This is a genomic window from Cryobacterium sp. 10I1 (assembly GCF_035019805.1).
GTDB lineage: Bacteria > Actinomycetota > Actinomycetes > Actinomycetales > Microbacteriaceae > Cryobacterium > Cryobacterium glucosi.
The window spans coordinates 1-292 of the sequence record NZ_JASJVF010000636.1 but is presented as its reverse complement, the minus strand read 5'-3'; the positions used below and the strand labels follow the sequence as shown (position 1 = coordinate 292).

Here is a 292-nt window from a genome sequence, read left to right as displayed (position 1 = left end):
AGAATCCGGCCAAGCGGCACCACGTGCGGTTCTGGCGCTGCCCCGACGGCTGGCTGCTCCCCGGTGGGACGAGGGTCGACTGGCTCGCGGCGGGGACCTTCGATCGTGCCGTCGGCTTCTCGCTGTTCACCCTGCAGATCACGCACAAGATCGACGAGAACACCGACATCGAGCGGGACCACATCGTCGACTCGCTTCTGCACGCCGGCTCGGGGGCTCGGGTGCACCTGATCCGGGACTTCGCGAGCGGATACCACGCACGCAACGGCGGCGGCGACACGATCCAGACGGA

1 protein-coding gene is annotated in these 292 nt (G+C 68.2%); it reads left to right on the top strand.

All coding sequences use genetic code 11. The features are described from left to right. The coding region (locus QN345_RS20110; RefSeq protein ID WP_323509250.1) for an LssY C-terminal domain-containing protein at positions 1-292 on the top strand (292 nt) is incomplete at both ends.